24 protein-coding genes and 2 pseudogenes are annotated in these 23725 nt (G+C 72.9%); 20 read left to right on the forward strand and 6 right to left on the reverse strand.

All coding sequences use genetic code 11. The features are described 5' to 3' along the window. The first annotated feature begins 93 nt into the window (after nucleotides 1-93). Nucleotides 94-858, forward strand: coding sequence for an ABC transporter ATP-binding protein (locus JD77_RS11510; RefSeq protein ID WP_145774240.1), 765 nt, complete (start codon nucleotides 94-96; stop codon nucleotides 856-858). Next, complete coding sequence (locus tag JD77_RS11515; RefSeq protein ID WP_387226299.1) at nucleotides 843-2558, forward strand: ABC transporter permease; 1716 nt, start codon at nucleotides 843-845, stop codon at nucleotides 2556-2558. Before JD77_RS11510 ends, JD77_RS11515 begins: the two co-directional genes overlap by 16 nt. A 122-nt stretch (nucleotides 2559-2680) precedes the next feature. On the opposite strand, the gene JD77_RS11520 is transcribed toward JD77_RS11515, so the two are convergent. Together JD77_RS11520 and JD77_RS11525 are read right to left on the reverse strand one after the other, a co-directional pair. Continuing rightward, nucleotides 2681-3088: an HAD family hydrolase gene (locus JD77_RS11520; RefSeq protein ID WP_145774241.1), complete on the reverse strand. Its 408-nt coding sequence runs from the start codon at nucleotides 3086-3088 to the stop codon at nucleotides 2681-2683. 7 nt (nucleotides 3089-3095) lie between these two features. Then, complete coding sequence (locus JD77_RS11525; protein ID WP_145774242.1) at nucleotides 3096-3350, reverse strand: hypothetical protein; 255 nt, start codon at nucleotides 3348-3350, stop codon at nucleotides 3096-3098. 111 nt (nucleotides 3351-3461) lie between these two features. Between JD77_RS11525 and JD77_RS11530 the strand changes: the two genes are divergently transcribed. Beyond that, entirely contained in the window at nucleotides 3462-3956 is a 495-nt protein-coding gene (locus JD77_RS11530; RefSeq protein ID WP_145774243.1) for an SRPBCC family protein, read from the forward strand. Between the two features lie 75 nt (nucleotides 3957-4031). On the opposite strand, the gene JD77_RS11535 is transcribed toward JD77_RS11530, so the two are convergent. Then, nucleotides 4032-4229: a DUF397 domain-containing protein gene (locus JD77_RS11535; RefSeq protein WP_145774244.1), complete on the reverse strand. Its 198-nt coding sequence runs from the start codon at nucleotides 4227-4229 to the stop codon at nucleotides 4032-4034. Next, complete coding sequence (locus JD77_RS11540) at nucleotides 4226-5011, reverse strand: helix-turn-helix domain-containing protein (RefSeq protein ID WP_145774245.1); 786 nt, start codon at nucleotides 5009-5011, stop codon at nucleotides 4226-4228. Before JD77_RS11540 ends, JD77_RS11535 begins: the two co-directional genes overlap by 4 nt. Nucleotides 5012-5452: 441 nt before the next feature. Between JD77_RS11540 and JD77_RS35120 the strand changes: the two genes are divergently transcribed. The 12 genes and pseudogenes from JD77_RS35120 (at nucleotide 5453) to JD77_RS11600 (ending at nucleotide 17967) form a co-directional block, all read left to right on the forward strand. After that, on the forward strand, nucleotides 5453-6337 hold the full coding sequence (locus JD77_RS35120; protein ID WP_145774246.1) for a flavin reductase family protein: 885 nt from the start codon (nucleotides 5453-5455) through the stop codon (nucleotides 6335-6337). Nucleotides 6338-6630: 293 nt separating this feature from the next. Then, nucleotides 6631-7012: pseudogene (locus JD77_RS11550) on the forward strand (DUF485 domain-containing protein). Next, nucleotides 6990-8663, forward strand: a complete 1674-nt coding sequence (locus JD77_RS11555; protein ID WP_145774247.1) for a solute symporter family protein — start codon at nucleotides 6990-6992, stop codon at nucleotides 8661-8663. The pseudogene JD77_RS11550 and the gene JD77_RS11555 overlap by 23 nt, the downstream one beginning before the upstream one ends. A 123-nt stretch (nucleotides 8664-8786) precedes the next feature. After that, nucleotides 8787-9764, forward strand: coding sequence for an NAD-dependent epimerase/dehydratase family protein (locus JD77_RS11560; protein WP_145774248.1), 978 nt, complete (start codon nucleotides 8787-8789; stop codon nucleotides 9762-9764). 66 nt (nucleotides 9765-9830) lie between these two features. Continuing rightward, the gene (locus tag JD77_RS11565; RefSeq protein ID WP_145774249.1) at nucleotides 9831-11060 is read left to right on the forward strand and encodes an LCP family protein; all 1230 of its coding nucleotides are present in this window, start codon (nucleotides 9831-9833) and stop codon (nucleotides 11058-11060) included. Between the two features lie 212 nt (nucleotides 11061-11272). After that, nucleotides 11273-12448 carry an LCP family protein gene (locus JD77_RS11570; RefSeq protein ID WP_145774250.1) on the forward strand — a complete coding sequence of 392 codons (1176 nt, stop codon included), beginning with the start codon at nucleotides 11273-11275 and terminating at the stop codon, nucleotides 12446-12448. A gap of 222 nt (nucleotides 12449-12670) precedes the next feature. Then, the gene (locus tag JD77_RS11575) at nucleotides 12671-13612 is read left to right on the forward strand and encodes an LCP family protein (protein WP_145774251.1); all 942 of its coding nucleotides are present in this window, start codon (nucleotides 12671-12673) and stop codon (nucleotides 13610-13612) included. 86 nt (nucleotides 13613-13698) lie between these two features. Next, the gene (locus tag JD77_RS11580; RefSeq protein ID WP_387226361.1) at nucleotides 13699-14010 is read left to right on the forward strand and encodes a rhodanese-like domain-containing protein; all 312 of its coding nucleotides are present in this window, start codon (nucleotides 13699-13701) and stop codon (nucleotides 14008-14010) included. Between the two features lie 13 nt (nucleotides 14011-14023). Further along, on the forward strand, nucleotides 14024-14815 hold the full coding sequence (locus tag JD77_RS11585; RefSeq protein ID WP_145774254.1) for a glycerophosphodiester phosphodiesterase: 792 nt from the start codon (nucleotides 14024-14026) through the stop codon (nucleotides 14813-14815). 247 nt (nucleotides 14816-15062) lie between these two features. Beyond that, complete coding sequence (locus JD77_RS11590; protein ID WP_145777538.1) at nucleotides 15063-16517, forward strand: PAS domain-containing sensor histidine kinase; 1455 nt, start codon at nucleotides 15063-15065, stop codon at nucleotides 16515-16517. 46 nt (nucleotides 16518-16563) lie between these two features. Beyond that, nucleotides 16564-17013: an ATP-binding protein gene (locus JD77_RS11595; RefSeq protein WP_145774255.1), complete on the forward strand. Its 450-nt coding sequence runs from the start codon at nucleotides 16564-16566 to the stop codon at nucleotides 17011-17013. A 69-nt stretch (nucleotides 17014-17082) separates the two neighbouring features. Beyond that, complete coding sequence (locus JD77_RS11600; RefSeq protein WP_145774256.1) at nucleotides 17083-17967, forward strand: DUF5926 family protein; 885 nt, start codon at nucleotides 17083-17085, stop codon at nucleotides 17965-17967. A 56-nt stretch (nucleotides 17968-18023) separates the two neighbouring features. On the opposite strand, the gene JD77_RS11605 is transcribed toward JD77_RS11600, so the two are convergent. Further along, a complete protein-coding gene (locus JD77_RS11605) occupies nucleotides 18024-19232 on the reverse strand; it encodes an arginine deiminase (RefSeq protein WP_145774257.1) in 1209 nt (402 codons plus the stop codon). Nucleotides 19233-19396: 164 nt separating this feature from the next. Here JD77_RS11605 and JD77_RS11610 point away from each other — a divergent pair, with 164 nt between their 5' ends. The 5 genes and pseudogenes from JD77_RS11610 (at nucleotide 19397) to pheA (ending at nucleotide 22876) form a co-directional block, all read left to right on the forward strand. Further along, nucleotides 19397-20137, forward strand: a complete 741-nt coding sequence (locus tag JD77_RS11610; RefSeq protein WP_145774258.1) for a hypothetical protein — start codon at nucleotides 19397-19399, stop codon at nucleotides 20135-20137. Between the two features lie 177 nt (nucleotides 20138-20314). Then, the gene (locus JD77_RS11615) at nucleotides 20315-20773 is read left to right on the forward strand and encodes a hypothetical protein (RefSeq protein WP_145774260.1); all 459 of its coding nucleotides are present in this window, start codon (nucleotides 20315-20317) and stop codon (nucleotides 20771-20773) included. Between the two features lie 93 nt (nucleotides 20774-20866). After that, nucleotides 20867-21250, forward strand: a complete 384-nt coding sequence (locus JD77_RS11620) for an ACT domain-containing protein (RefSeq protein WP_145774261.1) — start codon at nucleotides 20867-20869, stop codon at nucleotides 21248-21250. A gap of 163 nt (nucleotides 21251-21413) precedes the next feature. Beyond that, nucleotides 21414-21911 (forward strand): hypothetical protein, encoded by a 498-nt coding sequence (locus JD77_RS11625; protein ID WP_145777539.1) that lies wholly within the window; start codon nucleotides 21414-21416, stop codon nucleotides 21909-21911. Nucleotides 21912-21920: 9 nt separating this feature from the next. Next, nucleotides 21921-22876 (forward strand): annotated as a pseudogene (gene pheA / locus JD77_RS11630) (prephenate dehydratase). A 99-nt stretch (nucleotides 22877-22975) separates the two neighbouring features. Here pheA and JD77_RS11635 read toward each other — a convergent pair. After that, nucleotides 22976-23695: an AIM24 family protein gene (locus tag JD77_RS11635; RefSeq protein ID WP_145774262.1), complete on the reverse strand. Its 720-nt coding sequence runs from the start codon at nucleotides 23693-23695 to the stop codon at nucleotides 22976-22978. Between the last annotated feature and the right edge of the window lie 30 nt (nucleotides 23696-23725).

Here is a 23725-nt window from a genome sequence, read left to right on the forward strand (position 1 = left end):
GATCGGCGCGGCAGGGCAGATACGTCTGGGGGATGACGGCGGATCGTCCTGCGGCGGGAGCGGGTGCGGGCCACGGGCCGATACGGTCGGGGCATGACTGGTGAGCACCCCGCTCTGGCGCTGCGTGGCCTGGCCAAGCGGTTCGACGGCAAGGTCGCGGTGGCCGGCGTCGACCTCGACGTCCCGGCCGGATCGTTCTACGGCCTGCTCGGCCCGAACGGGGCCGGCAAGACGACCACGCTGTCCATGGCGGTCGGGCTGCTGCGGCCGGACGCCGGGGGCGCCTGGGTGCTCGGGCACGACGTGTGGGCCGACCCGGTCCGCGCGAAGCATCTCTTCGGGGTCATGCCCGACGGCGTGCGGCTGTTCGACCGGCTCAGCGGGGCGGAGCTGCTGGCGTACCACGGTCTGCTGCGCGGCATGGACCCGGCGGTGGTCGACCAGCGGGCGGCGGAGCTGCTCGACGTGCTCGCCCTCGGCGACGCCGGCCGGACGCTCGTGGTCGACTACTCGGCCGGCATGAAGAAGAAGCTCGGCCTGGCCTGCGCCCTGCTGCACGGCCCCCGGCTGCTGGTGCTCGACGAGCCGTTCGAGGCGGTCGACCCGGTGTCGGCGGCGCTGATCCGCGACATCCTGCAGCGGTACGTCGCCGGCGGCGGGACGGTGATCTTCTCCAGCCACGTCATGGCGGTCGTGGAGCGGCTCTGCTCGCACGTCGCGATCCTCGCCGAGGGCACGCTCAAGCGGGTCGGCACCCTGGCCGAGGTGCGCGGGGACCGCTCGCTGGAGGACGTCTTCGTCGAGGTGGTCGGCGGGCGGACCGCGACGGGCGAGGAGCTGGCGTGGCTGTCGCGGTGAACGCACCCGGCCTCGATCCGCAGCCGGCGCCGCCGGTCGGGCCGGCGCGGGCCGTCTCCGCCCGGCACTTCGTCCGGCTCAAGCTGAGAGTGCTGCGCAACAACTTCCGCGGGCAGGGCTGGCGGATCGCCCTGTACGTGCTCGGCGTGCTGTTCGGGCTCTGGTTCGCCGGCACCGGCTTCCTCCTGCTGGCCGCGCCCGGGCTGGCCGACGAGCCCCGGTACGCGACGATGGTCGGGGCGTTCGGCGGGGGCCTGCTGGTGCTCGGCTGGCTGCTGCTGCCGCTGGTCTTCTTCGGCGTGGACGAGACGCTCGACCCGGCCCGGTTCGCCCTGCTGCCGCTGTCCCGCCGCACCCTGGTCCGGGGCCTGTTCGCCGCCGCGCTGGTCAGCGTCCCCGTGCTGACGGTGCTGGTCGCCACGGCCGGCCTGGTGCTCAGCGCGGCGCTGCTCGGCGGGTGGGCGGCGGCCGTGGTCGCCGCCGTCGGGGTGGTCGCCGGGCTGCTGCTCTGCGTCGCGGCAAGCCGCGCGGTGACCAGCGCCTTCGCCACCATGCTCCGCTCGCGCCGGGTACGCGACCTCGCGGCCGTGCTGCTCGCGGTGCTCGCCGCGCTGCTCGGCCCGGTGCAGCTCGCGCTGACGGCCGCCCTCCGGCAGGCGGACTGGGATCGGTTCGCCGGGGCGGCCCGCGTGGTCGGCTGGACGCCGTTCGGCGCGCCGTGGACGGTCGGCTTCGACGCGGCCGAGGGGCGGCTCTGGGCCGTACCGGTGAAGCTGCTGGTCACCGCGCTGGCCGTCGGGGCGCTGCTGGCCTGGTGGTCCCGGTCGCTGGAGTCGGCGATGGTCGGGGCGGCCAGCGCGGGACGGGCCAAGGAGCGGCGCGGCCCGGCCGGCGGGGCGGTCGCGCAGCTCTTCCCCGGCGCGGTCGGCTGGCTGCGGCGGGACCGGTTCGGCGCGCTGGTGGCCCGGGAGTGCCGCTACTGGTGGCGGGACGCCCGGCGGCGGGCCAACCTGATCACCATCGCGGTCGTCGGCATCTTCGTGCCCGTGATGGTCAACTTCGGCGGTTCTACCTTCGCCACCGAGGACGGCCCGCGGTTCACCGCCGACGCGTCCTCCCCGGTGCTGGTCAGCCTCTCGATGGTCTTCGTCGGGGTGCTCGCCTCGGTCACCCTGGCCAACCAGTTCGGCCTGGACGGCAGCGCGTACGCGGCGAACGTGGTCGCCGGGGTGCCCGGCCGACTGGAGCTGCGCGCCCGGATGGCCGCGTTCTCGGTGTACGTGGTGCCGCTGCTGGCGCTCGCCGCCGTCGTCCTGGCGGTGCTGCTGCGCCGGCCGGACTGGCTGGGCGTGATGGCCGGCGGCCTGCTCGCCTCCTACGGGGCGGGGCTGGCGATCAACGCGTACGTCTCCGTGCTGGCGCCGTACTCGCTGCCGGAGACGAGCAACCCGTTCGCCATGAACACCGGCGCCGGGGTGGCGAAGAGCTTCCTCACCCTGCTGTCCATGGTCGCCTCGGCGGTCGCCGCCGTGCCGATCGTCGTCGCGGCGGCGCTGCTGGGCGACGCCTGGCTGTGGCTGGCCGCGCCGGTCGGTGTGGCGTACGGGCTGGGCGCGGCGCTGCTCGGGGCGTACATGGCGGGGGACGTGCTCGACCGGCGCGCGCCGGACCTCCTGACGGCGGTGACGCCGCGCCGCTGACGGCGCGCCCTCTCAGCGCGCCCCCATGTCGGCGACATGGCGGTATCCGCACCACCCCGACCCCGCCATGTCGCCGACATGCAGGCGACCCTCCACCTCGGCGCAGGCATGGTCCGGTGGACTCAGCTCGCCGGGCCAGTCCTGGCCTCGTCCAGCCCTGTGCGGCGAATCTTGCCGAGCTGGTTGTCGGCCTGACCGTTCGTCACGATCGCGATCCGCCAACCCCGCTGCCGCAGCGTAGTCAACAGGCTCAGCACCCCCGTACGGCAGCTCACCAGTTCCGGCATCCGGCGCCGGTACTCCCTCCACAGGCGGTCGGCCGACGCGGCGAGACCAAAGCGCTGCCGCACCTCGCCGAAGAACCAGTCGCGCGGCACGGAGCCGTCCCGGTCGGTGGCGAGCAGCCAGGCGAGAGCGTCTTCCGGGAGGTCGTGCTCCGCGCAGAACCCGGCCGCCCAACGCTGGAACGCCTCGCTCCTGTCGACCAACGTGTTGTCGAGATCGAAAAGCGCCAGTCGCTGCACGATCATCGAGGTCTCACCGGCGTCGCATGAAGGCGTACACGAGGTCGCTGCGGTTGACGCTGGTAACGTTGACCAACTCCCACCCGTAGTGCGACAGGTACTCGACGGCTTCCATCAGCTGCGTCACGCCGCTGCTCGTGAACCCGGGACGGGCGACCAGGGCGAGGTGCCGGTGGGGGTACGTACGCAGGTCCACCTCGTTGCGGAGCAGGGCGTCCGCGTTGGCGATGCGGGTCTGGGCGAGTGGCTGCGGGGTGAACGGAGACATGCCCGCACGGTAGATCGCCCGCGCACGATCGCCGGCCACGGTCGCCGCGCACGATCGCCGGGCGCGGGCAGAGGACGCGGGCGGCTTGGCCGGCGGCTGCACAATGGGCCGGTGCCCGTCGTCGAAGCGCTAGCGACCGTCCCGGTGCCGCCCGAGTTGGCCTTCGCGGTGTCGCAGACCGTCGCGCCGGTCCGCTACCGCTGGGACCCCTTCGTACGGGAGCAGCACTTCAAGGGCGGCGCCACGCGCCCGGGCAAGGGGGTCCGCACCTTCACCCGGTCCCGGCACGGCCTGACCATGGTCAGCGAGTACGTCTCGTTCGCGCCGCCGAGCCACGTGGGCATGAAGATGGTCCAGGGCCCGTGGTTCTTCGAGATGTTCGCGGGCGGGTGGCGGTTCGCGGCCGGCCCCGAAGCGGGTACGACGATCGCGACCTGGCGATACAGCTTCCGCTGCCGGCCCGCGTTCCTGCGTCCGGTCACCGAGCGGGTCGGGGTGTGGCTGCTGGGGCGGGACATCCGCCGCCGGATCGCCGGGTACGCCGCCGGCTGCATCGACCCCGAGGTTCTCGCCGCCGCCCGCCGCTCGTTGTCGGCGGGCGACTGAGGCTCGATCGTCTGCTGGAAACGCAGACCGAAGCGGCGTGTCGTTCTGCCTCAGCAGCAGACGATCAAGGCGGCCTCAGCTGCTTCGATCCTCGCCTCGGGTCAGCCCGACGAAGCGGCGCCAGGAGTCGGGGCGGAAGGTCAGCACCGGGCCGGACCGATCCTTGCTGTCCCGCACCAGCACCACCCCGGGCACATTGCCCGCCACCTCGACGCAGTTGCCCGTATCGTGCGAGCGGGTGGACGTGCGCCAGCGGGGAACAACATCGATCATGGCGTTACCTTCAGCTTGTTGATCAGATCCACTGATGCGCGCTGCGAAAGCGCCTCACCTAACAGACTCTCCCACTTGCGCAGCATCGTGCCAATCCACTCGGGATAGTCCACGATCTGCCCGCGAGCCGCGTTGTCGAGGCAAAGCATGCCCTCGTTACCTGGGAGTTCCGCGATCACGAAGCCGCCGCCAAGCGAGACGTGCGCACCGACATCGAGCGGGAGGACGTGCAGACTGATGTGGGATACCTCGGCGACCTCCATCAACCGACCGAGTTGGCGGTCCATCGCAGCCGGTCCCCCAATCGACCGGCGCAGGGCGCTCTCGTCGATGACGAAAACGCACTCCGGCGGATCTTTTCGGTGCAATACCTGCTGCCGGCTCATACGTTGAGCGAGGCGTTGCTCCACCTCCTCGCCGCGCTGCAGGCCCCCGGCCGAAAAAATCGCTCTGGCGTACTCCTCTGTCTGAAGCAGGCCGGGGACCAGGCAGGGCTCGAAGTTTCGCAGCCGGACCGCTCTCTCCTCGTGGTCCCGCCAGCCGGTGAACCACAGATGAGAGCGATCAGTCTCGGGTTCTTCGAGCAGGCCGGCCAGTAGTCCGCCGGTGCCCAGGGCCTCGTCGGCGGCGATGGCGAACTCCATCGTGGGCCGGCGGCGGCCGGTCTCGATCGCCGCCACCGTGGACGGACTCCACCTGATCAGGTTCGCCAGCCCCTCCTGCGACACCTCGGCCCCGGCCCGGGCGGCCTTCAACGCCCTGATCCACTTCTCGTAGTTCATCGCTTACCTCTCCGGTAAGTACGCGACCGCGCTGCGTAGTAAGCCCTGGCATCCTCCCCTGTTCGACGCTTCGAGTCCAGGGTGGAGGGCACGCGGCCCGGCCGGTGGAGGCGACGACCCGGCGGCCGGTCCTGCGCGGGCCGCCCCGGTCACTCCCCCTGGGCGGGGCGGCCCCTCTACCGAAGGAGGCCACCATGTTCTCGCTGCTCCGTCGACTCCGCCGGCGTAACGCCGCCGCGCACGCGTACCGGACAGCGGTGCCGCCGGCCCGCCGGAACCCCGCGCCGGACTGGGCGTCGTGGCCGACCGTGGCGTACCCGCAGCCGGGCCGGGCGGGCTGGCTCACTCCGGCGCAGACCTGGCGGGCGAACGGTGGCCGCTCGCCGTCAGCGAACCCGGCGGGGCAACCGCGCGGTGAGCCGACACGTCCCGCACACGGCGATGCGCCCACTCTGGCGCTGCCGCGCCTGCGGCGCGCCGTGGCCCTGCCAGCCGGCGCGGCTGGGTCTGCTGGTGGAGTACCGGGGACAGCGGACGGCCCTGCTGGTGTACCTGGCCGGGCTGATGGCCGAGGCGGGTGACCAGCTCGCGCAACTCGGGGGGCACGCCCGCCCGGCCGACCTGCACGACCGCTTCCTCGGCTGGGCGCGCGCCCGGTCGACGCCCGATGGGCTTGATCGTTGGCGGAAGAACCACCCGAACGCGGCGTGTCACTCCCGCCCAGGCGTCAACCTCCCGGAGGCGCCGGGCGACGCGCAGCCGAGCGGCGAATCCCGCGTCGCCAGCCGGGTCACAATGTTTCACGTGAATCATGAGCCGGGTGCCGAGATCCACCACACCGATCCGTTCGCCGTACCTCTGGGGCAGAAGTCCCCGGCGCGGCGGCTGCGGGGGCGCCTCGCGGCGCCGGTGACGCTCTGGACGGCGCCCGGCCCGGCCGGGCTGACAGTGTCGTCCACACTGGTCGCCGAGGGCGAGCCGGACCGGCTGCTCGGGCTGGTCGACGCCGAGTCGGACCTGTGGGCGGCGGTGGAGGAGGCGGGGCGGTTCGCGGTCGCGCCGCTGGGCCCGCCGCACCGGCAGCTCGCCGACCGGTTCGCCGGGCTGTTCCCGTCGCCGGGCGGCCTGTTCGCCACCGGGTCGTGGACCGACACGGAGTACGGGCCGGTCCCGGCGGACGCGGGCGGCTGGGCGGGCTGCCGGCTGGACTCCGCCCGCGAGTACGGCTGGGCGCTGCTCGTCGAGGCCACGATCGAGGCGGTCGACCTGTCGGAGGAAACGGCGCCCCTCCTGCACTACCGGGGGCGCTACCGCGAGCTGACGTGATCGGCGCCGTGTCGGCGACATGGCGGTGACCGGGGACCGTCGATCCCGCCATGTCGCCGACATGACGTCGGCACGGCGGCGGCGCGCGGCACGGCGACGCGGCGGCGGCGCCGGCGGCGCCGGCGCGCGGCGGCGGCCCGCGCCGGTCACCGGAGTGACCTGGGTCACTCGGCGCAGTCAAGGGACCGTTCGGCGCAGGGGGTGACCGGGCTCCATCTGGACCTTCCCGGGCGAGGGGCGCGGTTCCTACCGTGCGCGAAAACCCCCTCGCCTGTGAAGGTGGTGATCCACAGATGTCCACGGACACACCCGCGCCGGACACTCCGGCGCCGGCCGAGTCCGCCGCCGAGCGGTACCTCGCCGTGCAGCGGTCGGACGAGTTCGCGGGGCTGCGTCGCGCGCTGCGCGGCTTCATCTTCCCGATGACCGTCGCGTTCTTCCTCTGGTACGCGCTCTACGTGATCCTCTCCGCGTACGCGCGGGACTTCATGGGCGCGAAGCTGTTCGGCAGCAACATCAACGTCGCCCTGGTCTTCGGCCTGCTCCAGTTCGTCTCGACGTTCCTGATCGCCTGGCTGTACTCCCGGTTCGCCGATCGGCGGATCGACCCGGTCGCCGACCGCATCCGCGCCGAGATGGGGGGAGGTGACCGATGAACACGGTCCTCGCGGCTGAGGCGGGCGGCAGCACCGCCCGGAACCTGACCATCACGCTCTTCCTGGTCTTCGTGGCGATCACGCTCGCAATCACGATCTGGGCCAGCCGGCAGACCAAGACCGCCACCGACTTCTACGCGGGCGGCCGGTCGTTCTCCGGCTTCCAGAACGGCATGGCGATCGGCGGCGACTACATGTCGGCGGCGTCGTTCCTCGGCATCGCCGGCATCATCGCCCTGTACGGCTACGACGGCTTCCTGTACTCGATCGGCTTCCTCGTCGCCTGGCTGGTGGCGCTGCTGCTCGTCGCCGAACTGCTGCGCAACTCCGGCCGGTACACGATGGCGGACGTGCTGGCGTTCCGGATGCGCCAGCGCCCGGTGCGTACGGCGGCGGCGGTCTCCACGATCACCGTGTCGATCTTCTACCTGCTGGCCCAGATGGTCGGCGCGGGCGCGCTGGTGGCGCTGCTGCTCGGCATCAAGCCGGGCACCACCTTCCTCGGCATGGACGCCGACACGGCGAAGGCCGCCACGATCATCATGGTCGGCGCCCTGATGATCATCTACGTCACCGTGGGCGGCATGAAGGGCACCACGTACGTCCAGATCGTCAAGGCGTTCCTGCTGATGTCCGGCGCGCTGCTGATGACCCTGCTGGTGCTGGCGAAGTACAAGTTCAACCTGTCGTCGCTGCTCGGCGACGCCGCCGCGTCCTCCGGCAAGGGCAGCGCCTTCCTCGAACCGGGCCTGCGGTACGGCGTCGAGGTCGCCGGCAACGCCACGCAGACCTTCTACAACAAGATGGACCTGCTCTCGCTGGGCATCGCCCTGGTGCTCGGCACGGCCGGCCTGCCGCACATCCTGATCCGCTTCTACACCGTCCCGACGGCCAAGGCGGCCCGCAAGAGCGTGCTCTGGGCGATCGGCATCATCGGCGCGTTCTACCTGCTCACCCTGGCGCTGGGCTTCGGCGCGGCGGCGCTGGTGGGCGGCAAGGAGATCGTCGCGCAGGACAAGGCCGGCAACACGGCCGCGCCGCAGCTCGCCGAGGCGCTCGGCAACGACTTCCTCGGCGGGAACCTGGGCGGGGCGACCCTGCTCGCGATCATCGCCGCGGTCGCCTTCGCCACCATCCTCGCCGTGGTCGCCGGCCTGACGCTCGCCTCGTCGTCCAGCCTGGCGCACGACTTCTACGCCAACGTGGTGAAGAAGGGCCAGGCGTCGGAGCGTCAGGAGGTGACCGTCGCCCGGGTCTCCGCGCTGGTCATCGGGGCGGTGGCGATCGCGTTGTCGATCTACGCGCAGAGCCTGAACGTGGCCTTCCTGGTGGCGCTGGCCTTCGCGGTGGCCGCCTCGGGCAACCTGCCGGCGATCCTCTACAGCCTGTTCTGGAAGCGGTTCAACACCTCCGGCGCGGTGTGGGCGATCTACGGCGGCCTGCTCTCCGCGGTGATCCTGGTGTTCTTCTCGCCGGTCGTCTCCGGGGCGCCGACCTCGATGTTCCCCGAGCACGACTGGCACTGGTTCCCGCTGTCCAACCCGGGCATCCTCTCCATCCCGTTCGGCTTCCTGTGCGGCTGGATCGGCACGGTGATCTCGAAGGAGCACGACGAGGAGAAGTACGCCGAGCTGGAGGTGCGCTCGCTCACCGGAGCCGGCGCGCACTGACCCGAGCCCGCCCGGCGCCGCACCTGCCGGGCAGGTGGAGGGCCCCCCGCCGCGCGGCGGGGGGCCTGCCCACATCTCGTACCCACACGGCCGATGGCAGGTCGGCTGAGTAGGCTGGCCGGCATGAAGGTAGCTCCGCGCTTCGGCTCCGGCCACCGGGTCCTCGTCACCGGCGGCGCCGGCTTCGTGCCGTCGCACCTGGTGGACTCCCTCATCGCCCGCGGCTGCACGGTGGTGGTGCTCGACAACTTCGTCACCGGGTCCAAGGACAACGTCGCCCACCTGCTGGAGAAGCCGACCTTCACCCTGGTCGAGGCGGACGTCTCGGACGGGCTGCCGAGCCACCACCCGGCGCTGGCCGAGCGCTTCGACGCCATCCTGCACATGGCCTCCCCGGCCAGCCCCACCGACTTCGAGAAGCTGCCGGTGGAGATCCTCCGGGTCGGCTCGGTGGCCACCCTGCACCTGCTGGACCGCGCGCTCGCCGACGGCGCCCGGTTCCTGTTGGCGTCCACCTCCGAGGCGTACGGGGACCCGAAGGAGCACCCGCAGCGGGAGACGTACTGGGGCAACGTCAACCCGATCGGCATCCGCAGTGTCTACGACGAGGCCAAGCGCTTCTCCGAGGCGGCCACCATGGCCTACCACCGCAGCCACGGGCTGGACGCGGCGATCGTACGGATCTTCAACACGTACGGCCCGCGGATGCGGCCGGACGACGGCCGGGCCATTCCGACCTTCATCTCGCAGGCGCTGCGCGGCGCGCCGATCACGGTGCACGGCACGGGCAACCAGACCCGGTCCATCTGCTACGTGGCGGACCTGGTGCGCGGCATCCTGCTGCTGCTCGACTCGACCGAGACGGGGCCGATCAACTGCGGCACCGAGCACGAGCTGAGCATGCGGCAACTGGCCGAGTTGATCGTGTCGCTCTCCGACAGCAGGTCGGAGGTGACCTATGTCACCCGCGCCGCGGACGATCCGGAGATGCGCCGCCCCGACCTCACCCTCGCCCGCGAGCTGCTGGGCTACGAGCCGATGGTCGCGCCCGAAGACGGCCTGCGACGCACGATCGAGTACTTCCGCGAGCGGCTAGGGTAACCCGACGCGCGCGGCGGCGCTTCCGCTGCACGGCGGGACTCGACGGGGCTACGTACTCTCGGTTACATGTCAGCGACCACTCCCGCCGGTGCTTCCCTCCCCCACCTGCACCGCAGCTCCGGGCGCGCCTCGGTGCCCGGCCAGGGCTCGCCGGGCCGCACCCGCACGGCTGAGGCCCAGTGGCGTCCCTCGCGCGACGACCGGCCGCGCTCCGGCGGGCCGGGCGGCCCGTCGGGACCGGGCGGCCCCGGCGGCCCGCGTGACCCCGGCGGGTCGGGCCGGCCCGGTCCGCGGCCGCGGTGGGGCCGGATCGGCCTGGTGGCCGGCGTGGCGGTGCTGGTGCTCGCGCTGCTCGGCGGGGCCGGCGCCTGGCTCTACGCCCGCAACCTCAACGACGACCTGGCGCGCACCGACCCGTTCTCCGAGCTGACCGGCGGGCGGCCGGCCAAGCAGGTGGACGGCGCGCTGAACATCCTGCTGGTCGGCAGCGACTCCCGGGACCCGGACGCCCCGGTGGACCAGAAGAGCCAGTGGCGGGCCGACACGATCATCGTCATGCACATCCCGGCGGACCACAAGGAGGCGTATCTGGTCTCGATTCCCCGGGACCTGTACGTGCCGATCCCCGAGAACGCCCAGGCGGAGTGCGGCTCCGGGCAGCACCACAAGATCAACGCCGCGTTCGCGTTCGGGGGCCTGCCGCTGGCGGTCAAGACGGTGGAGTGCGTCACCGACGTCCGCATCGACCACGTGATGGCGATCGACTTCGCCGGATTCAAGGAGGTCACGGACGCCCTCGGCGGCGTCGACCTGAAGGTGGAGCGGACCATCACCTCGATTCACAAGCCGTACCGGACGTTCACCAAGGGCACCAATCACATGAACGGCGCCGAGGCGCTGGACTGGATCCGGCAGCGCAAGCAGTTCCCGGACGGCGACTTCGCGCGGATGCGCCACCAGCAGGAGTTCCTGCGGGCGCTGATGGACAAGGCGGCCAGCAGCGGGACGCTGAGCAATCCGGGCAAGCTGAACGCGTTCCTCCAGTCGGTCACGAAGGCGGTCACGGTGGACGAGGGCTTCTCGGTGATCGACATGGCGCTCCAGTTCCGCAACCTGCGCGGGGAGAACCTGACGTTCGTCACCAGCCCGAACCTCGGCGGCCAGATGGTCGACGGCGAGTCCGTGGTGGTCTCCGACCGGGAGAAGGCGCTGGCCATGTACCGGGCCATGTCGGCGGACACCATGGCGGACTGGGTGAAGGCCAACCAGCCGGCCGGTGCGGGCAGCGAAAACTGAGCCGTCACTTCGACGGGCGTCATCGCCGGTCGGCGGTCGGATACCTTTCCTCAGGGCTCCAACCGCCGACCGGTCGCATTCACCTGGACGTTCGGGCGATTGCCGTCGGCGACGACCCAAGAAGACGAAAAATGCCCGGCTGACGAACTCGCCATGACGGGAAGCGGTACGTACAGTTGTGCCGCCCCCCGACCACGCGAGCTGGAGCACGTATGCCGGTTCAAGCCAGCCGTCGCCCCTCGTCACTGGAGCCCGCCGACGCGTTCCCCTCGCAGCGCTCCAGCGGCGGCCGGCGACCCCGCGGCACCGCGAAGAAGCACATTCGCCGCAAGGACCCCCTCTGGGCCCGCCTCACCCTGATCTTCGGCGCGGTCCTGATGCTGAGCAGCGGCGTCGCCATCGTCGGCACCAAGGTGCTGATCAACCAGGCGACCAAGAACATCGCCCAGGGCAACCTGCTCGGCGACGCCGGAAAGTCGAGCGCCGAGGGCGGCAAGAACCTCGACGGCCCGGTCGACATGCTGCTGCTCGGCGTGGACGCCCGCGAGCGCTGGGCCCCCGACGACGTCCGGTCGGACAGCATCATCGTGCTGCACATTCCCGCCTCGCACGACCAGGCGTACCTGATCTCGATCCCGCGCGACACCCAGGCGGAGATCCCGGGCCACGGAATCGACAAGATCAACGCAGCGTTCCAGTACGGCGCCCAGAACGGGGGCGGCTGGGAGGGCGGTGCCCAGCTCATGGCCAAGACGATCAAGAAGATGACCGGGGTCAGCTTCGACGGAGCGGCGATCATCAACTTCGGCGGCTTCAAGAAGATCATCGACACCCTGGGCAGCGTGCGGATCTGCGTCAGTCAGGAGGTGGCGTCGCACCACATGTCGTACGTCGACGGTAAGCCGATGTGGAACGCCGACGCGAAGAAGACCGGCAAGGAGATGACCCCGGTGGTGCACAAGAAGGGCTGCCGGGAGATGGAGGGCTGGGCGGCGCTGGACTACTCCCGGCAGCGCTACGGCCTGGACGGCGGCGACTACGACCGCCAGCAGAACCAGCAACAGCTGATCAAGGCGATGGCGAAGAAGGCGACCGAGGACGGGACGCTGACCAACCCGGTGAAGCTCAACGAGCTGATGAAGGCGGCCGGCAAGGCCCTCGTCCTGGACGTCGGCGGGGTGTCGATCGCCGACTTCATCTTCACCATGCGCGGGGTCACCGGCAACGACCTCACCATGCTTCGCACCAACGGCGGCAAGTTCAACTCCACCGCCGACGGCAAGGAAGTGCTGAGCCCGCTGACCATGCAGATGTTCCAGGCGGTCAGGGACGACAAGCTGGCCGAGTTCGTGTACGCGAACCCGAGCGTCCTGTCGACCCGGAAGTAGCCCGACGAGGCCGCTCCCACCGTCCGGCCCGCGTCAATCCCGGGCGGCCGGCCTGCCCGAAAGCCGCCCGGGGCGCGGAGGCCTCCCCGTAGCCTGACGTGAGGGGGTCTCACGTATGGGCGCGGGGAGGACGTCACGGCCAGGTCAGGGCGAACCGGACGGGACCGAGGCGGGCGCGCGCTCCGGTGGAGCCGGACCCTGCTCGGGGTCGGCCTGGCCCTGGTGCTGCTGGCCGGCGCCGCGGTGGCCGCGATCGAGATCCTCCACCGACGCTACGACGGCGCGGTGGCCCGGGGGACGCTGCTCGACCCGAGCGCGCGGCGCGACCGGACGGACCTCGACGGCACGCTCAACTACCTGCTCGTCGGGTCGGACCGCCGCCCCGGGGAGAGCGGGCCGGACCAGCGGTCGGACACCATCCTGCTGGTGCACGTACCGGCCGGCACGAAACGGGCGTACCTGATCTCCGTACCCCGGGACCTGCTGGTCAGCATCCCGCCGGCGCCGAACGGGTACGGCGGCGGCAGCGACAAGATCAACTCCGCGTACGAGCACGGCGGGGGCGGCGAGGCCGGCGTCCGGCTGCTCTCGGCCACCCTCGCCCGGCTCACCGGCCTGCGCTTCGACGGGGCGGCGCTGGTCGACTTCGCCGGGCTGCGGCAGGTCGTCGACCTGCTCGGCGGGATCCGCATGTGCGTCGACACCCCGGTCCGCTCGATCCACACCGGGCGCCTCTTCGAGCCCGGCTGCCAGCAGATGGACGGCACCCGGGCGCTGGACTACGTCCGCCAGCGGTACGACCTCCCCGACGGCGACTACGGCCGGCAGCGCCACCAGCAGCAACTGCTCCGGGCCATGCTGGACCGGGCCGGCGAGACGAACCTGCGCGACGACCCGGTACGCCTGGACCGGCTGATCCGGGCGGTCGGCGCGTCACTGACCGTCGACACCAACGGCGTACCCCTGCAGGACCTGGCGCTGACGCTCCGCGGCCTACCCCCGGACGGGCTGACCGGGGTGCAGATCCCCTCCCACCCCGAGACCATCGACGAGGTGTCGTACGTGGTGCTGGACGACGGGGGCGACCAGCTCTTCGCGGCGGTCCGGGGCACCCGCGTGCCCGGATGGGTCACGGCCAACCCCCGCTGGGTCACCCGGCTCTGACCGCGAGACGGGCTCCCGCGTACCCACGGCGGCGCCGCGAGGATCTAGGCTTGGTAGCCGTGTTCGGAGGACCCCAGATTCCCAGCATTCCCGTGACCGAGATCAGCGACGACACCTACCTGCTCGACGTCCGCGAGGATGCCGAGTGGGCCGCCGGGCACGCCCCCGGCGCCCACCACCTGCCGATGATGGAGCTGCCCGGACGGCTGGCGGAGGTGCCGAAGGACCGGGACGTGGCCGTCATCTGCCGCTCCGGGGGCCGGTCGGCGCACGTCGTGGCGCACCTGGTGCAGAACGGGTGGGACCAGGTGCGCAACGTCGACGGCGGGATGTACGAGTGGGCGGCGGCCGGGCGGCCCGTGATCGGCGAGGACGGGCAGCCGGGCCAGGTCGTCTGAGACGGCCCGGCAGATGGGTGACCCCCTCGTCTTCGCGCACCGCGGCTCCTCGGCCGATCTGCCGGAGCACACCCTCGCCGCCTACCTGCGGGCCCTCGACGAGGGCGCCGACGGGCTGGAGTGCGACGTCCGGCTGACCCGCGACGGTCACCTGGTGTGCGTACACGACCGGCGGCTGGACCGCACCAGCAACGGCACCGGGCTGGTCAGCGCGCGCACGCTCGCGGAGCTGGAGGCGCTGGACTTCGGCTCCTGGCATCCCGGCTGCGCCCCGGCGGACGGCGACGAGCCGCCCGACGAGTCGCACACCCGCCTGCTCACCCTGGAGCGGCTGCTCGACGCCGTACTGGCCGCCGGCCGGCCGGTCCGGCTGTTGATCGAGACGAAGCACCCCTCCCGGTACGGCGGGAACGTGGAGCGCCGACTGGTGACGATGCTGCGCCGGTACGGGCTGGCCGAGCCGGGGCCGGACGACCCCGTCCGGGTGACCGTGATGTCGTTCTCGCCGCTGGCGGTACGCCGGGTCCACGACCTGGCCCCGGCGCTGCCCACGGTGCTGCTGCTGGAGGTGCTGCCGGGCTGGCTGCGGCTCGGCCGGCTGCCGTTCGGTGCCCGGATCGCCGGGCCCGGGATCGCCCTGGTCCGGGCCCGCCCGCAGCTCGTGCCCGCACTGCGGGCCGCCGGCAACCAGGTGTACGTCTGGACGGTCAACGAGCCGGCCGACCTGGAGCTGGTGCTCGACGCCGGGGTCGACGGGATCATCACCGACCGGCCCGCCCAGGCGCTGGCCCGGCTGGCCCGGTGAGCGGGGCGACGGGGTGGAGGTGCGAGACCAGGCGCCCGGCCGGCACCGCTCACCCGACACCGCGCACGCCCCGGGCCGCCCACCCGGCCAGCACCGCTCCGCGGACGACAGGCAGGTCTCGGCCCACCCGTCCGGCCAGCACCGCGCGGTGGACGTCGCGCAGTTCCCGGCCCGCCCGTCCGGGCGGCACCGCGAGCGTGATCGGCCGGGGGTGTCGGCGAGCCGGCCGGCGCGGCACACTCGGGACATGCCGGAGCGCCCCGACCCCGCCGCTCTCATCGCCGGTCACGCCGTCGTGATCGACATGATCGACTCGGGTGGTGCGGGACTTCCGGCCCTGGCCCGGCTGCTGGAGGTGGTCGGGCCGGCGATCGGGGCGGCCGGCACCGTGTTCGTGGAGTTCACCTCGACCGGCGGCCGGGTCGTCGCCGCGACGGGGAGCGCGGAGTGGGCCGTCGGCCGCCCGGTCTCGCCCACCGATCCGGCCACCGTCCGCCTGCTCGCCGGCCCCCGCGTACGCGAGGTCGACGTGGCCCGGCTTCCCGGCCCGTTCGCGGACGAGCTGGCGGGCCACGGGCTGCGGCGGATGGTGGTCGCCCGGGCCGAGATCGGCGGGGTCACGGTCGGCAGCCTGCACGCGTTCTACCCGGACGGGGACGACTCGTCCGGCGCGGGGCGGCACGAGATGGTCGGGTACGTCGCCTCCTGCATCGCCCAGATCTACGGCGACCAGACCGGCCCGCCGGCGCACGGCGACGGCCCCGTGGTGGCGGCACTGGCCGACGGGCTGGCGGTGGCCGACCGGGACGGCCAGGTCCGGCTCTGGAATCCGGCCGCCGCCCGGGTCACCGGCCGGTCGGCCGCCGAGGCGCTGAACCGTCCGCTGCCGTTCCCGCTGCCGGAGCCCGGCCAGGGCCTCGACCACCGGCTGCCGGACGGGCGGTGGGTACGGATCACGTCGGGAGAGGTGCCGGGCCCCGCCACGCTCCGGGTGGTCACCCTCCGGGACATCACCGAACAGCAACTGCGCGACGAGGACCGCGACCTGTTCGTCGCGGTCACCAGCCACGCGCTGCGCACCCCGGTCACCGTCATCAAGGGGTACGCGGACACCCTCACCGACCACTGGGACTCGCTGACCGAGGCCGACCGGCGGGAGGCCGCCCGGATCATCGGGCAGCGGACCAACGAACTGGCCCGGCTGGTCGACCGGCTGCTCACCTCGGCCACCGACCAGCGCCCCGGCGAGCCGCCCGCGCCGTTCGACCTCGGGGACGCGCTGCGGTCGGCCGTCGCCGACCTGCCCGCCGACCTTCGCCGCCGGATCGTCCTCGACGTGCCCGCCGACCTGCCCAGGGCGCTCGGGGACCGGCAGAGCATCGCCACCGTGCTGATCGAGCTGGGCACCAACGCCGACAAGTACTCCCCGCCGGACTCCCCGATCGAGCTCGCCGCCACGATCACCGGACAGTACGTCTCGTTCCGGGTCAGCGACCGGGGGATCGGCATCCGACCGGAGCACGTCGAGCGGGCGTTCGAACGGTTCTGGCAGGGGGAGACCGGCGGCCGGCGCGGCTACCCGGGCGCCGGTCTCGGCCTGTACCTCGTCCGCCGGATCGTCGAACAGCAGAATGGATGGGTGTCGCTCCGGCCGAGGCCCGGTGGCGGTACGGTCGCAGAGGTGCGGCTGCCGTGCCGGTGACCGCCGGCGAGCAGGGCGACTCCGCGCGGGCGAGATAGGAGCGGCGGTGGCGACAGGGCCGGTCGAGCGTTCGTGGTGCGTCGTCGTGCCGCACCACGCCACCGGTGCGCGGCTTGCCCGGCACCGGCTCGCCCGCGAGCTGGCCGGCCTGGTCCCCCCGGTCCTGCTGGCCGACCTGGTGGCCGTCCTGGCCGAGCTGGTCGGCAACGCGGTCCGGCACGCCGACCCGCTTCCCGGCGGGGTGGTCCGGGTGGCCTGGCGGCTGCGCCCGGTGTCCGGCGGGCAGGCGGTCCAGCTCCGGGTCACCGACGGCGGGGCGGCGGCCGGTCCCCGGCTGCGGGCCACGGACCCGGACGCCGCCGACGGCAGGGGCCTGCACATCGTCGCCGGCCTGGCCAGCCGGTGGGGTGTCGACCGGGACGGGCTGGGCCAGAGCGTCTGGGCGGAGTTCGACGCCGCCCACGCCGGCCAGCCGGACCTGGTCGTCGCGGGCTGACCGGCGATCGTTGGCCGGAAAGCGTATCGTCCCCACGCCGTCCGGCTTCGGCCTCTAGGCTGTCTCGCCGTGAGCAAGCGTCGAAAGAGCCAGCGGGCCGCCGAAGCCACTCCCAAGCGGGAGAAGGTGCGTGATGTCTTCGTGCCCCGCCCGTTCGAGGGGTTGACCGACGAGCCCGAGTGGATCGCCCTGCGCGAGCTGGTCCCGGCGGCGTCCGCGCCGCTGCGGCTCGCCCCCGCGCTGGTCGAGGAGTACGGCGACCGGCAGGTGACCCTGGCGACCGTGCTGCCGATGGCCGCCCCGGCGATGATCAAGCCGGACGGGCAGGTGTTCGTCGGGCTCCAGCGCCACCAGCAGTCCGGCGACGTCTCCCGGGACCTGGCCGACGCCCTGATCTGCGCGCTGCGTACCGAGCCGGGCAGGTCGGTGTCCGTGCCGCCGCTGCCGGGGCCCGGCCCCCGGCTCCAGGACATCCTGGTGGACGGGCCGCTGGAGATCACGATGCACGACGGGTTCGAGTTCTGGCTGGACCCGGGCGCCGCCGACGACGCGACCGTCCAGGCGTCGCTGGAGCGGGCCAACGCCGCGATCTACCCGACCGTACGGCTCGCCGCCGCCCGCGCCGCGTACTGGTGCCAGGTGCCCGAGAAGGCGCACGTGCGCTGGGTGCTCCCCGACGACGAGGACGCCGCACTGGACGCGCTGGCCCGGCTGAGCGCGGCCGGCACGCTGACCCTGGGCGCCGACACCCGCTTCGCCGGCATGTTCCGCGCGCACGGCCGCCTGGCACCGGTCTGGGACCTGCCCGAGGACGTGCCTGCCGCCGACTGGGAGGAGCCGGTGACGGAGTTCGCCAAGCGGTACGCCGAGGCGCTGGAGGACAGGGAGCCGCTGGACGCGGCTGCCCGGCGGGCACGGCAGGGGCTGCTCGGTCGGCAGCTCACCCTCCGCTGACCCGCTCCCGTCAGGAGGGCCTCCTGATGGCGCCAGGCGCCAGGAGGGGGCCCTCCTCACCGCTTCAGCGGCTCGCGGACCAGCGGGCAGGACATGCACCGGGGGCCGCCGCGGCCGGAGCCCAGCTCGGAGCCGGCGATCGGGATGACCTCGATGCCCGCCCGCTCCAGCTGGGCGTTGGTCTGGGTGTTGCGCTCGTACCCGACGCAGAGTCGGGGGGCGAGGGCGAGGGTGTTGTTGCCGTCGTCCCACTGTTCCCGCTCGGCGGTCACCGGGTCGAGGCCGGTGTCGATGACGCGGAGCCGGTCGAGGTCCATCGCGTCGGCTGCGGCGCGCAGGAACGGCGCGGGCCCGTCCACCTGGGGCTCGCCGTCCGGGTCGGCGATCATCGTGTACGCGGACAGCGTGTTCGCGATGTTCGGGTACATCAGCACGGCGTCGACGTCGACCATGGTGCAGACCGTGTCGAGGTGCATGGTGGCCCGCTCCTGGGCGATCGGCACCACGAGGATCGTGTGCGCCAGCCCGGCGGCGAAGACCTGCCGGGCGAGGCGCTCCGCCCCGGCGGGGGTCGTCCGCTCGCCCACCCCGACCGCCAGCACGCCGGGGGCGAGCAGCAGCACGTCCCCGCCCTCCAGGTGCTCCAGCTCCGGCCCGTAGACGAACTCGGTGCCGGCGAAGCGCGGATGATACCGGTAGATGGCGTGGGTGATGGTGCTCTCCCGGCGGCGGGCGGGCATGGCCAGGCTGGTCACCCCGACCCGGTCGCCGATCCACAGTGCGGAGTCGCGCGTGAACAGCAGGTTGGGCAACGGGTCGATGACGAAGTCGTGCCGGTCCATCAGGGCGTAGACCAGCCCGCCGGGCCGCTCCTGGCTGACCCGCAGCTCCTCGTGCGCGAGGCCGGCGATGAGCACGCCGGCCAGGGCGACCGGGTCGAGGTAGCTGAGGTGGTCGGCGACCCGGCGACGCAGGGCGTCGCCGAGCCGGGGCGAGCGCAGCACCTGCTCGGTCAGCTCGGCGCGGGCCTCGGTGACGGCGAGGGTCTCGGCGAGCAGGGTGGCGAGGTACAGCACCTCCACCCCGCGTTCGCGCAGCGCCGCGGCGAACGCGTCGTGCTCCTCCTGCGCGCGCCCCACCCATGGGATAGCGTCAAAGAGCAAGGAGTCGTTGTTCCGGGGGGTGAGTCGGGCCAGCTCCGGGCCCGGCCGGTGCAGCAGCACCGTGCCGAGTCTGCCGACCTCGCTGTCCACGTAGTGGGTCACCCGCCCAAGCGTAGGGCAGGGATTGGCGGCATCCGGTAAAACCTCTGTGGATGAATATGGCATTCATCCACACTCACTCCGACCCTCCGACTTGCCGGGCACCCGGTCTGTCAACGTAGGGTAGTGAGAGGATAACTTCGAGGGACCTTTTGCCGGAGGTCGCGATGACTGTCTTTCCCGCACGCCGCGTCGCACCCACCGCTCGGGCACTGCCGCCCATAGCGGTGCCGCAGCCCCGGGCCGAGGCGCCGGGGGCGCTGGAGCCCGTACGCCCGAACCCACTGGAGTGGGCTCGCCGCCGGCGCGCCGAGCGGGGCGCCCGCCGGTTGGAGGCGGCCGGGGCGCGGGCGCTCAGCCGCCTCGACCACCTCGGGCCGGCCTGGCACATCATCGAGTGGCCCCGCACCGACGCCGTGGAGCTCCTCCTCGACCAGACCCAGGACGACCGGGCGGGCTTCCTCGCCATCGGCCCCAGCGGGCTGTACGCGGTGACGATCGCCGACCACGGCAGAGCCCGTGTGCTGGTGGCTGGCGACGTCGTCCAGATCAACGGCAAACGACCGGCCTATGTGGCCGAGGCCCGAAGGGACGCCAAGCGAGCGGCCAAGGCCCTGTCCGACGCGGTGGGGCTGCCGATCCCGGTGGCGCCGGTGCTGACCTTCGTCGGCTCCGGCGTCATCAGTGTGTACGGCCTGCCGAAGGACTGCCTGATGGCCACCCACCGCGAGCTGGACCGCCTGCTCGTGGCCGGTGGCAACCGGATCAGCCCCACGACGGCCGAGAAGCTCGCCCGGGTGGCGCAGCACCCCTCCACCTGGATGAACGGCACGTACCGTCCAGCGGGCGACTACCGGTGGTACGACGCGGGCCGAACGGCGGCTGACAAGCCGGCCAACCGCCGGTAACGTCTCCGGCGACGCCACGCGTTCCGGTCAGTACCCAGAGCATCAACCGGCCCGCGCCGTCGCCGGCCGCCCAGGTCAGGGCAACCGATGACCGCCGCTCGGTGGTGCCGGTGCGGCCAGCGGTCGCCGCGTCGACCGGCTAGCGTGGACAGACAGTCGGTGCATATAGGAGGTGCGGTGGCCCACGTCGAACTCTCGCTCTCGGAAGTGTTCGTGCCCGCCGCCCGGACACTGCCGGAGCAGGAGTCCGACAACTTCGGCCAGTGGTCCGTCACCGTCTCCCGAGCAACCGAGCCCTGCCTGCTCATCGACGCCGACACCCGGGTCGTCGCCGTCTCGACGTCCGGCTGCGAGCTGCTCTGCCTCGGCTGCCCGGAGGACGTGATCGGCCTGCCGCTGCTCGACGGCTGCCTGCGCCTGCTCGATTTCACCGCCCACCGGGGTGAGCTGACCGAGCAGGAGACCGACAAGATCCCGCCGTTGCTCGCCCTGCACTCCGGCCGCCTCGCGCGCGGTCTGCTACGGGTGCAGGCCACGGCGGCGGGCTGCTCCGACCCGACCGTGGACGCCATCTCCACGCCGGTGCTGACGGGCGGCCAGGTCGCCGGGTCGCTCACCTTCTTCGCCGAGGTCTGATCCGCCCATCGCCGCCTTGACCTGCACAAATGTGGCCTTCGCCGCACCTTCTGGAGGTGGGGCGCCGGGCCGCTCAGGCCGTAAGGTGCCATCATGCTCGATGTCGCTCTGCTGCCGGGGGAGTACGCGGTGTGCCGGCTGACCGCCGACGCCGCCCTCCGGCCGGCCCTCTGGGGCGAGCTGGGCGACGGCGAGGTGGTGAGCGTGAGCTGGTCCGCCGACGGGATCTCGGTGATCTGCCCGGCCACCCGTGCCCCGGCCGAGGTCGAGACCGACTGGCGGTGCCTGCGGGTCGTCGGGCCGGTCGGCCTGGCGGTGACGGGCACCCTCGCCGCGCTGGTCGACCCGCTGGCTCAGGCCCGGGTCAACGCGGTGGCGTTCTCCACCTACGACACCGACCACGTGCTCGTGCCGGCCGTACGGTTGGACGAGGCGACGGCCGCACTGCGCCGCGCCGGCCACCGCGTCCTCGACTGACGGGCACCGGCGGCCACGTCGCTGCCCTTCACCCCCACGCCGGCAACTTCTACGATGGGCTCGGCCATCCGGCCACAACGACGTTCTCCGATGCAAGGATCGGCTCGTGCCGCCCACCGCCCCACACCGCTCCGCGACCCGCCGGCCGCCCGCGACGGTCAGGCTGCTGACCGTCGTGTCCCTCGCCGCCGTCGCGCTCGCCGGCTGCGGGGTGCCCCCGGAACTCCGCCAGCCGGCCCAGCTGCCGAGCCCCGGGGCGGACGCCTCGCCCACCCCGGCACCGTCCACCCCGCCGACGGCCACGCCGCCCCCGCTCGCACCGCCGACCACCGCGGCCCCCGACCTGGTCGCCACCGAGTGCCGCAACGGCCCCTCGGGCGACCGGGTGGTGGCGCTGCTGCGGGGCACCGCCGGGGTGCTGCCCAGGTCGGCTCAGGTGCGGGTGCGCAGGGGCCCGCTCTGCGCCGGGGACTGGCAGTACACCGTGCTGCGCGTGACCGGACACGAGGAGCTCCAGGTGGTCACCCGGCGCCGGCCGGGCGCGCTGGAGCTGGTGACCGCCGGCACCGACGTCTGCACGATCGAGGTACGGGTGGCCGGGCCGGGCGGCATCCGGGCGCTCGCCTGCGACGGCGGGGCGGCCGGCGTACCGGGTGCGTAGGCTGACGGTATGCCGGGAACACCGCCCACCCGCTTCGTCTACCTCGGCCCCGAGGGCACCTTCGCCGAACAGGCGCTGCGCACCGTGCCCGCCGCCGAGCACGGCACCCGCACGCCCGCGCGCAGCGTCGGCGAGGCGCTGGAGAGCGTACGGGCCGGGGACGCCGACGCCGCCCTCGTGCCCATGGAGAACTCGATCGGCGGCGCCGTCGGGGTGACCCTCGACGAGCTGGCCGAGGGGGAACCCCTGGTGATCACCCGGGAGGTGATCCTGCCGGTCGAGTTCGTGCTCGGCGCCCGGCCGGGGACGCCGCTGGCGGCGGTCCGCTCGGTGGCCGCGCACCCGCAGGCGTCCACCCAGTGCCGGGGCTGGCTGCACACGTACCTCCCCGACGCCGTGGTGGTCGACGTGCTGTCCAACGGGGCCGCCGCCGCGGGCGCGGCCGCCGGCGAGTACGACGCGGCGATCTGCGCCCCGGTCGGGGCGGCCCGGCATCGGCTGGCCGTGCTGGCCGACAAGATCGCCGACCACCCGGACGCGGTGACCCGGTTCGCCCTGCTGTCCCGGCCCGGCCCGCCCCCGCCCCCCACCGGGGACGACGTGACGTCGCTGGCCGTGTACATCGCCCACGACCGGGTGGGTGCCCTGCTGTCGGTGCTGATGGAGCTGGCCGTACGCGGGGTCAACCTGACCCGGATCGAGTCCCGCCCGACGGGCGAGGCGCTCGGCCGGTACGTCTTCTTCCTCGACTGCACCGGGCACGTCGCCGACGTCCGGCTCGGGGAGGCGCTGCAGGGTCTGCGCCGGGTCTGCGCGGACGTGCGCTTCCTCGGGTCGTACCCCCGGCACCGCTGGGCTGAGGGGGCGGGCGAGCGACCCGTCCCCCGCCCGCCGGCCTGTCGGACACCGACTACGCCGACGCGGCGGCCTGGCTGGCCCGGCTACGCGCCGGCGAGCTGAGCTGACGTCGGCCGCCCGTGCCCGGAGCGGCGGGCGCCCGGGTCCGGCGGCGAGCTGAGCCGCGCACCCGGGGCGCCCCGGTGGCCGGAGCGCCCCGCCGCTGGTCAGCTCAGGAGGCCACCGAGCAGACCGCCCTGCTGTTGCTGGTCACCGCTGCCCCTCATCGGCGGCTCCTCCGAGGGCTGCACCACCACGAAGCCCTGCCCAGCGAAGCTCATCGTGAACGCCTCGCCCGTGGAGCGGCCGAGCAGCGTGCCCAGGCCGAGTTGCTCGGCGCGGTGGTAGCCGGTCTGGAGGTTGGCCGACCAGCAGACGGCGGCCTGCGGGTCCACGTACGTGGGAGCGTCGACGTTGAGCACCACCGGGGTGCCCTTGGTCGTGATCGCGATCCGGCCGTAGCCGGTGAACACGCAGTTGAACAGGCCGGACGCGGCCATGCCGGCGCCGCCGACCATGCGGACGTCGTACTGGAGGGTGGAGTCGAAGGCCAGCACGCTGGAGCCGTTGATGGAAAGGGCGTCGCCCGGTTCCAGGTCGATGATGTGTACGTCCTTGGCCAGCTCGGCGAGGAAGACGTCGCCGCGGCCGGTGAGCTTCATCAGCGGGACGCCCTCGCCGGTGAGCTTCTGCTTGATGAACTTGCCCAGCCCGCCGGAGCCGAGCGCCTGGAACTGCACCTGCCCCTGGTAGGCGACCATCGACCCGACGCGGGCCATCGCCTCGCCGTTGAGCTCGATCTTCAACATCTTGGAGTTCTGCAGCCGCATGCCGGGCTGGGCGGACTCCTTCTCCAGGTTCTCTGCCGAGAACAGCGCGCTGCGCATCGAGGTGCCTCCTGACGGGGTATGTGCCTG

Origin of the sequence: Micromonospora olivasterospora (assembly GCF_007830265.1) — a bacterium.
GTDB lineage: Bacteria > Actinomycetota > Actinomycetes > Mycobacteriales > Micromonosporaceae > Micromonospora > Micromonospora olivasterospora.